8 protein-coding genes and 1 tRNA gene are annotated in these 8,670 nt (G+C 67.4%); 5 read left to right on the top strand and 4 right to left on the bottom strand.

The window, feature by feature from the left end:
- Together FVW20_RS01525 and FVW20_RS01530 are read left to right on the top strand one after the other, a co-directional pair.
- A partial coding sequence (locus FVW20_RS01525) for an ABC transporter permease (protein ID WP_196607994.1) occupies positions 1-2,014 on the top strand: 2,014 nt, incomplete at its 5' end.
- Positions 2,015-2,077: 63 nt separating this feature from the next.
- The gene (locus tag FVW20_RS01530) at positions 2,078-2,524 is read left to right on the top strand and encodes a DUF2703 domain-containing protein (RefSeq protein WP_196607995.1); all 447 of its coding nucleotides are present in this window, start codon (positions 2,078-2,080) and stop codon (positions 2,522-2,524) included.
- Between the two features lie 85 nt (positions 2,525-2,609).
- On the opposite strand, the gene FVW20_RS01535 is transcribed toward FVW20_RS01530, so the two are convergent.
- The 4 genes from FVW20_RS01535 to FVW20_RS01550 all read right to left on the bottom strand — a co-directional run bounded on the left by FVW20_RS01535 (position 2,610) and on the right by FVW20_RS01550 (position 5,941).
- Positions 2,610-2,685 (bottom strand) — tRNA-Lys (locus tag FVW20_RS01535).
- 100 nt (positions 2,686-2,785) lie between these two features.
- Positions 2,786-4,063: a serine--tRNA ligase gene (gene serS / locus FVW20_RS01540; protein WP_196607996.1), complete on the bottom strand. Its 1,278-nt coding sequence runs from the start codon at positions 4,061-4,063 to the stop codon at positions 2,786-2,788.
- Between the two features lie 450 nt (positions 4,064-4,513).
- Positions 4,514-4,933, bottom strand: coding sequence for a hypothetical protein (locus FVW20_RS01545; RefSeq protein WP_196607997.1), 420 nt, complete (start codon positions 4,931-4,933; stop codon positions 4,514-4,516).
- A 609-nt stretch (positions 4,934-5,542) separates the two neighbouring features.
- Positions 5,543-5,941 (bottom strand): PilZ domain-containing protein, encoded by a 399-nt coding sequence (locus FVW20_RS01550; protein WP_196607998.1) that lies wholly within the window; start codon positions 5,939-5,941, stop codon positions 5,543-5,545.
- A gap of 463 nt (positions 5,942-6,404) precedes the next feature.
- Here FVW20_RS01550 and FVW20_RS01555 point away from each other — a divergent pair, with 463 nt between their 5' ends.
- The 3 genes from FVW20_RS01555 to FVW20_RS01565 form a co-directional block, all read left to right on the top strand.
- Entirely contained in the window at positions 6,405-6,773 is a 369-nt protein-coding gene (locus FVW20_RS01555) for a NifB/NifX family molybdenum-iron cluster-binding protein (RefSeq protein WP_196607999.1), read from the top strand.
- A 61-nt stretch (positions 6,774-6,834) separates the two neighbouring features.
- Positions 6,835-7,332, top strand: a complete 498-nt coding sequence (locus FVW20_RS01560; protein ID WP_196608000.1) for a YchJ family protein — start codon at positions 6,835-6,837, stop codon at positions 7,330-7,332.
- Positions 7,333-7,651: 319 nt separating this feature from the next.
- The coding region (locus tag FVW20_RS01565) for a glycosyltransferase family protein (RefSeq protein WP_196608001.1) at positions 7,652-8,670 on the top strand (1,019 nt) is incomplete at its 3' end.

Consider the following 8,670-nt stretch of genomic DNA (forward strand, 5'->3'; position numbering starts at 1 on the left):
GGCGCGCGTGGCATCGCCGGACGCTGCGCCTTCCGTCACGGGGGGCGGCGCAGCATCACCCACGGCCCCCGCCGGGCCGACCGGGGCATCTTCAGCCGGAGGCGCTCCTGCAGCAGCCTCTCCATCGCCCGCATCCCTGCGTTCAGCCGACGAGGCCACGGTGACGGCCTTCGTCGAGGCTGCGCGCACCGCCTTTCCCGATGCAGGGTGGCGCGTGGAATCTTACAACCGCGCCGTGCCGCGCATTCGAAACCTGCTGGACCGGGTGGACACCGACCTCATGCTCATCGGCATTGCCGCGCTGCTGGTGGGCGGGCTTGGCATAGCCGAGGCGGTGCGCGGCTACCTTGCCAGCCGCATGGCCTCCATCGCCACGCTGAAATGCGTGGGAGGCGGCGTGAACACGGTGCTGTGGACCTACCTGTTCCAGATACTGCTCATCGGCGGGGCGGGCATCGTGGCCGGGTGTGCGCTGGGCGCTGCCGTGCCGCCGCTGGCCGCCGGGCTGACAGGGCAGCTCATTCCCGTGCAACTGGATGCGTCCATCCACGCAGCGCCGCTGCTGCGCGCAGCCCTGCTGGGACTGGCCATCCTGCTGGCCTTTTCGCTGCGGCCCCTGCTGCTGGCCGGGGCGGTGCGCCCGGCCACCCTGTTCCGGGGCTACGTGGCGGGCGGGGGCAACGGGTTGACTCCGGCGGGCAGGGTGCTGGTGGGGACGGGATTCGCCGTGCTGGCCGGGCTGGTGTGGCTGTTCACCCCGGATGCGCGGCTGGCCTTCGGTTTCATGGCCGGATGCGCGGGGTGTTTCGCGGTGTTCCGCGTGGTGGCCTGGGGCCTGCGGGCCGGTGCGCGCCGTGCGCCGCACGCGGGCAATCCCAGCGTGAGACTGGGGCTGGCGTCCATCCACCGGCCCGGCGCTCCCACGGTGAACATGGTCTTTGCGCTGGGGCTGGGCCTGACCGCGCTGGTGGGCATCGCCCAGGTGGAGCGCAACCTTAGTGCATCCCTGGCCCGCGATCTGTCGCGCGACGCCCCGGCGTTCTTCTTCATCAACGTGCTGCCCGATCAGGTGGCGGAATTCGAGGCGCTGGGCAATGCCCCCGGTGTCACGCGCATTGACAAGGCCCCCATGGTGCGCGGGCGCATCGTGCGCATCAAGGGGGTGCCCGTGCAGGACGTACCCGTGGCTCCCGAAGCCCAGTGGGCCGTGCGCGGCGACCGGGGCCTCAGCCATGCGGCCACGCCCCCGCCTGACACGGAGATGACGGCGGGGGGGTGGTGGCCGCCCGACTACAGCGGACCGCCCACCATATCCCTGTCTGACGATCTGGCGCGCGGTTTCGGCGTGACCGTGGGCGACAGCCTGACCTTCAACATCCTGGGACGCGAGGTGACGGCCACCATCGCCAACGTGCGCAAGGTGGACTGGATGACCTTCCAGTTGCAGTTCGCCGTGCTGTTCGCGCCCGGCCTGCTGGACCGCGCCCCGGCCACATGGGTGGTGACGGCCTATGGCGACGGTGCGGGCATGGACGCCTTGTACCGCACGGTGACGGCGGCGCACGCCAACGTCACGGCCATCAGCATGCGCGAGATACTGGGCGAGGTGCGCGTGCTCATGGAGCGCATGGGCGTGATGTTCCGGGCCATGGCCGGGGTGATGCTGGCCACGGGTCTGCTGGTGGTGGCCGGGGCCATTCTGGCAGACCGTCAGCGGCGCATCTACGACGCGGTCATCTACAAGGTGTGCGGGGCCACCCGGCGCGACATATTGCTGGCGCTGGTCACGGAATTTTTGACCACGGGGCTGGTGACCGGGCTGTTCAGCGCGGGCACGGGCACCCTGGCCGCATGGGCCGCCGTGCGCGGCCTGCTGAAGCTGCCCTTTGCCGTGTACCCCGGCGTGGTGGCGGGCACGGTGGCCGCCTGCGTGGCCTTTGCGCTGGTGTTCGGACTGGCGGGCACGGCGCGCGCCCTGAAGGAAAAGCCTGCGCCGTACCTGCGTAACGAGTAGGGGCAACGGGCGGCTGCCGCGTGGCGAACGGCGAGGATGCGGATGTGCACCGCAGGAGGTCGGATGATGGATACGGGCTGTGGTGACGCCACAGGGAGAGTATTGCGTGTTGTCGTAGTGGAATGGCGGCGCCTTGACGTGGACGGTCTGACCTGCGACCGCTGCCGCGACACGGGCGAGGCGTTGCGTGGCGCAGTGGCGGCGTTGCAGGATGCCTGCACGGGCCGGGGGGTGCGCATGGAAGTCCGCGAGGTGCGGCTGCCCCCCTTCAATGTTGCCGGGTCCAACAGCATCCTCGTTGACGGCGTGCCGCTGGAACGATTCCTGCCCGGCGGGCATGCCACGACCACTTGCTGCAACTCCTGCGCCGATTTGCTGGGCAAGCCCGTCGATTGCCGTGCTTTGGCATTCGGGGGAGAGGTGTACGAGGCGCTTCCCCAGGCGGTGTTGGTCAAGGCGCTACGGGCCGCGCTGGGTGCCTGCGAAGCCGGAGGCTGCGGCAGCGTGTGAACCGTGGGGGTAGGCCTCGAACTTCGCAAAAATTGCAAAACGAATCCGGGCAGCTATGGTGCATCCATAACTGCCCGGTTTCGTTTGGTGGGTCGTGCGGGGCTCGAACCTGCGACTCTCTGCTTAAAAGGCAGATACTCTACCGACTGAGTTAACGACCCGAAAGGGAACGGTCTTATACGCTGGGTTGCGGCGGGCGTCAAGGATGCCGCAACGCATGTTCCGCAAGGCCCGCAGGAGGGGGCCGTCCGGTCGCCCCGGCTATTCCGCCGTCACCCGCTCCATGCCGCCCATGTAGGGGCGGAGCACTTCGGGGATGACCACCGATCCGTCTTCCTGCTGGTAGTTTTCGATGACCGCCACCAGGGCGCGACCGACGGCCAGGCCCGAACCGTTCAGGGTGTGCGCGAATTCGGGCTTGCCGCCGCCCGCCGGGCGGAAGCGGATGCCCGCGCGGCGCGCCTGGAAGTCGCCGCAGTTGGAGCACGACGAAATCTCGCGGTAGGCGTTCTGGCCGGGCAGCCAGACCTCGATGTCGTAGGTCTTGGTCGACGAGAAACCCATGTCGCCCGTGCACAGCGTGATTACCCGGTAGGGCAGGCCCAGGCGCTGCAACAGCACCTCGGCGTGGCCGCGCATCTTTTCCAGTTCGTCGAACGACCGTTCCGGATGGGCGAAGCGCACCATTTCCACCTTGGTGAACTGGTGCTGGCGGATCAGGCCGCGCGTATCCTTGCCGTAGCTGCCCGCTTCGGAGCGGAAGCACGGGGTCATGGCCGCGTAGCTGATGGGCAGTTGCGCCTCTTCCAGCATTTCGTCCGCGTGCAGGTTGGTCAGCGGCACTTCCGCCGTGGGAATCAGGAAGTAGTCCCACCCCTCGAGCTTGAACAGGTCTTCCTCGAACTTGGGCAGGTTGCCGGTGCCGGTCAGGGTCTTGCGGTTGGCCATGAACGGCGGGATGATTTCCGTGTACCCGTGCTCGGTGATGTGCGTATCCAGAAAGAAGTTGGCGAGAGCACGTTCCATCCGGGCCGCCCAGGTGCGGTACACGGCAAAGCGGCTGCCCGCCAGCTTGCCCGCCCGCTCGAAGTCCAGCCCGCCAAGGGCGGTGCCGATCTCCCAGTGTTCCTTGGGGGTAAAGGTGAAGGCGCGGGGGGTGCCCCAGCGCAGCACCTCGGGGTTGTCGGCCTCGCTGCGGCCAAAGGGCACGGAGGCGTCGGGAATATTGGGCACGGCCAGCAGCCAGTCGTTGACGGCGGCCTTCACCTCTTCGGTTTCGCGGTCCCGGTCCTTGATGCGGTCGGACAGCCCGGACAGGCGTTCCAGAAGCGGGGCGGCGTCCTCGCCCGCGCGCTTCATGCGGGCCACTTCGCCCGAGGCCTTGTTGCGTTCGCCCTTCAGGGCTTCCACCTCGGCCAGAAGGGCGCGGCGGCGTTCGTCCAGGGCGGTGAATTCGGCCATGTCGAGCGACGAGCCCCGGTCGGCCAGGGCCTTGGCCACCACTTCGGGGCTGCGTTGCAGCAGCTTGAGATCGAGCATGCGGGGGTACTCCTTGTGGAAAAAAGACGCCGGAGGATACCCGCATCGCGCGAGGGGCGTCAACCGCGCGTCGCGTGGCCGGTGCCCGATGCTTCCTGGGGCTGGCGTGCCGTGAGGGGGGCGGGGTGCGAAAGGTGAGCGGACAGGGCGATGCGTCGAGCGAACAGGGCGATGCGTCGAGCGGCGGTCGGAACGGCTTTCGTGACGCGGACCGGAAGGTTCGAGGGGGCTGCGTGGGGCTGGCCATGCGGGCAACGGTGCATGGCCCGAGGAGGGAGTAGGGAAGGTGCTGCGCGTTGAACGGGGACCGGAAAAGGCGGCTTCGTGCGGCTCCTTCCGGGCCAACCCGACGGAGGGCGGCGAGACCCTGCCGTCAGGCTGTCCCCGTGCGCCGGGCCGGATGCCCGATGCCGGGCGTTTGACCGGCGTGCGCGCGGGGGCGGACGCCGATCAGTTGTCGGACATGACCTCGGGGGCGACGCGCATCTGTTCGGGATGCATTTCGCGCAGGTATTCGATGAGGGTGGTATAATCCTCGTCGTAGACCATCTCGTCGCTGTCGTCGCGCGCGTAGAAACCCGCCCATGCGGGGGCGCGCAGCGAAGCGGGCAGGCCTTCGCGCGATTCGTCGGTAAGCCACACCACCACGTGGGCACCCTTGCGGACCATTGCACGGGTAAACGCGGGCACGCCGCGCGGGGTCAGCGCGATGACGTAGCCCAGCGCCAGCAGGATGCGGTGGGCGCGGGTGCGGGTGTCCTGGATGCGGCCGATCTTCTTCAGCCGGTTGCGGAACAGGGCCGCCTCGCTGTCCTTGCGAGGCTGGATGTCCTGCCGCGTCACGGGGATGCTGGAATGACGGGCGGGCATGGGTGAAACCTCCATCAGAGAGTGTATCCGTCCCGGATGGCTCCGGGCGTTGATTGATTGAACAGCCTACGTGGTCGCGCTGTCAACCATTATCTACACTATGGGAGTTGAGATGGTTCATGTCAATGGTGAGAGTGAAGGCTCAACAGGTCGTGGGAAGGGTAGAATTTTTTGAATCCAGCCCCGGCGACCGTAGCCGGCTTGGGTGAGCGAACGCCCAATGTCTTGTGAAATAAGGAATTATCAGCAAGTCCGGGATCGGGTGCCCGTATGCGGCAGTCCGGAGCGGGGTGGTCAGAAAAAATGTCTGAGCGAACAGCTTGTATGCTGCCGTGCTGGCGGAGTTCAATTTTTTTAACGGCGGGACTTGCCGCCGTGTGGCGCGCATGGGCTATGCTTTATCACAACTATACGAATTTGAATGATAAAAAAATACACCGCCCGGATTTGGCGGTGTTGGCACGCAGGTTGCTACAGTCTTGGTACCTTCCTTTCTTTTGCAGACAGCTTTTCCTCCAGAACGGCTTGCGGGCGGTCCGCAAGCCGTTCTGCGTTGTGGCGGGCGGTCCCGGCATCCGGTGACCACCGTCGAAGCGTGCGCCGCCGACTTCAGCTCTGCACGGTCTTGTTGACCATGTTCGCCACGGCACGCGCGGCATCCTCGTCCACATCCACATACTTCAGCCCCAGCAGGTAGCCCCCGGCGGAAAATTCCGAGCGGGTCACCTCGGCTATGGCTTGCAGGTACTGGTCGGCGTCGTTCTCGTACACCTTGAAGAACCCCGGCGAATACTTGTTCAGCGTGGGGATGTGCACGCGCACCTGCAGCTTGGTGCCCGGCTCGAAGGTACGGGGGCTGTGCACGCTGAGCCCTCCGGCGCTGATGTCGCAGCACTGGGTTTCGAAACGGCCCTGGCTGGACGGGGGAAACCTGATCTCGCTGGCCTCGACGGGAAAGGGCTTGGGAAGCCGGCAATGCTTGCGTCGGTCGCTGGTGGAGTCTGTCATGGTCCCGAAGTCTCCTGGCGGGGGTGGAAATGAGACCGGGGCGCGGTTCCTGCCGCCGCCCTTCCTGCAAGGGCGGGGAGCGCTGCCCGGCGCTGCTCCTGCGGGCCTCCGGCCCGAGCCATGCGGCAAGGGTATCACACGCGGTGGTGCCGCGCCACCCCGCCTTGCATCAGGCCGTACAGAATAACGCGGGCGACGGAAAACCGTGTGGCGCAGGACCATGCCGGTCTTGCCCGTATCACCCGACATGGCGGAATTGCCGGTGCGTCCGGTCGGACCATCTGCGCATGGCCACGTGGCAAGGGCTCACGGGCAAGGAATCGCCACTGCCTGCCCGGTTTGCAACGGTAGTCATTTTTCCTGCCGTGCCTGCCAGAATCCGATGATGTAAGTGGTCATTGACATTCCGGGGCAAAGGATTATCAGGGGCGGAACGTATACCAGCCATGGAGGAATTCAGCCCATGCTCAAAATCGCCCTGCCCTCGCGAGAAGGCATCATTGACGAACATTTCGGTCACTGCGAGTATTTTACCCTGCTGACGGTGGACGAGACCCGCAACATTGTGAAAGAAGAGCGCCTGACGCCGCCCCCCGGCTGCGGGTGCAAGTCGAACATCGTGCCCGTTCTGGTGGACCTTGGCGTCAGCGTCCTGGTGGGCGGCAACATGGGTGAGGGCGCCGTGATGACGCTGCGCCGCCACGGCATCGACGTGGTGCGCGGAGCGTCCGGCCCGGTGCATGACGCCGCCCGGAGCTGGCTGGATGGTCGCCTGGCCGACCGGCAGGAACTGTGTACATCCCACGGCCATCACGGCTGCGGTAACCATTAGCGGACCGCCGACGGGCTTCGCGGGGCGAAGCGTCGGGCGGCGGGCCGAAGGATCGACCCACATGTCCGAGACCACGCTTTGCCCCTGCGGCTCCGGCCTTGTGCTGGACGCCTGCTGCGGCCCCTACGTGCGCGGCGAAAAGCCCGTCCCCACGGCGGAAGCGCTGATGCGTTCGCGCTATTCCGCGCACTGCCTGCACGCCTTCGACTACCTGGATACCTCCACCCACCCGGCCATGCGCGAGGAAGTCAGCGTTGACGAAATGCGCGCCTGGTCCGAGGCCGTGGACTGGAAGGGGCTGGAAGTGCTTTCCGTGAAGGGCGGCCAGCCGGGCGACGAGACCGGCGAGGTTTCGTTCGTGGCCCACTACGTGCTGGGCGGCGTGCCGCAGGAACTGCGCGAGGACAGCTTTTTCCGGTGCGAGGACGGCGTGTGGTACTACGCCGACGGCCTGGTGCACGGGCAGGAGCCGTTCCGCCGCGAAGCCCCCAAGGTGGGCCGCAACGAGCCCTGCCCCTGCGGCAGCGGCAAGAAGTTCAAGAAATGTTGCGGCAAGTAGTCTGACCGCCGCCTGATTTTGCGCCGGGGATGGAGGGAAGCCTTCCGTTCCCGGCGTTTGCGTTTCGGGGCGGGTTGGTGGTGTATGGGCATGCAGGCGTGCGGGCAGATGGCTGGCACTGGCGGCTCGTCCTGCCAGCCCCGCACTGCCGGCCATCCTGCCAGTGCAGGGGGGCAATTCCGACCAGTCCCGCCCAATCCCGTGTCGTCCGGTGTCGTCCCGATTTGTCCGATCAGTCCCGACAAACGCGTGCCGTCCTGCCCCCTCTTGCCCTTCACCCGGGTATCTGCTTTGCTGCGCGCAATCACGGAGCATCGCCATGCGCACCTTTCTGTTCGTTCCGCCGCTGCCCCGCATGACCGGGGGCCTTGCCGTGCTGTACCGCATGGCCGCGTACCTGCATGCCGCGGGGTATCCGGTGTTTCTCGTCCCCCGCGAAGGGGGCGCGCCCGGGCTTGATGCGGACAATCCGCCCGCCCCGGTCATGAACTGGGACGAGGCCGCCGCCGCCGTGTCCCAGCGCGACGTATGGCTGGTGCCGGAAGGCTGGGTCAACGCGTTGGCCCCCGGCCTGCGCGCGGGCGCGCGGTGCGTGGTGTACGTGCAGAACTGGGCGTATCTGCTGTCGTCGTTGCCTCCGGGCGTGTCCTGGCCGCAACTGGACGTCTCGTTTCTGGCCGTGTCCGACCCGGTGGCCTGGTACACTCGCGAGGTGACCGGACGCGAAGTCCCGGTACTGCGCCCCGGCATAGACCTTGAACTGTTCCGCCCGGCATGGACGGGTGTGGGAGACGGGGGAGACGGTCCGGACGGCGACGGTGCCCCTGCCAGCGGCGATGCCGGAGTCGCCATCCCCGACGGCCTCGCGCACGGTCCGGTGCGCATCGCCTGGATGCCGCGCAAGAACCGCGCGCTGGCCCAGCAGGTGCGCGACCTGCTGTCCGCCCGGCTGGCCTTGTCCGCCTCTCGCGGTGAGAGACCGGCGGAGGTGGAGTGGCGCGAGATTCATGGCCGCTCCCACGCCGAAGTGGCCGAACTGCTGCGCTCGTCGCACGTGTTCCTGGCCACGGGCTTTCCCGAAGGCTGCCCGCTGCCCCCGCTGGAAGCACTGGCCAGCGGCTGCCTGCTGGTGGGCTTTGCCGGGTTCGGCGGGTGGGACTACATGCGTCAGGCCCTGCCCGGCGGGGTGACCCCGTGGTGGACAGGGGGCGGACCCGAAGCGGATCCGGCAAGCGGGGGCATGGAGTTGCCGCCCAACGGCTATTTTGCCGCCGATGCCGACGTGGTGGCCGCCGGGCTGGCCCTTGAGCGGGCCGTGCGCCTTGCCGCCACGGGCGG

The sequence above is a fragment of the Nitratidesulfovibrio oxamicus genome (assembly GCF_015731765.1).
Taxonomy (GTDB): domain Bacteria; phylum Desulfobacterota; class Desulfovibrionia; order Desulfovibrionales; family Desulfovibrionaceae; genus Cupidesulfovibrio; species Cupidesulfovibrio oxamicus.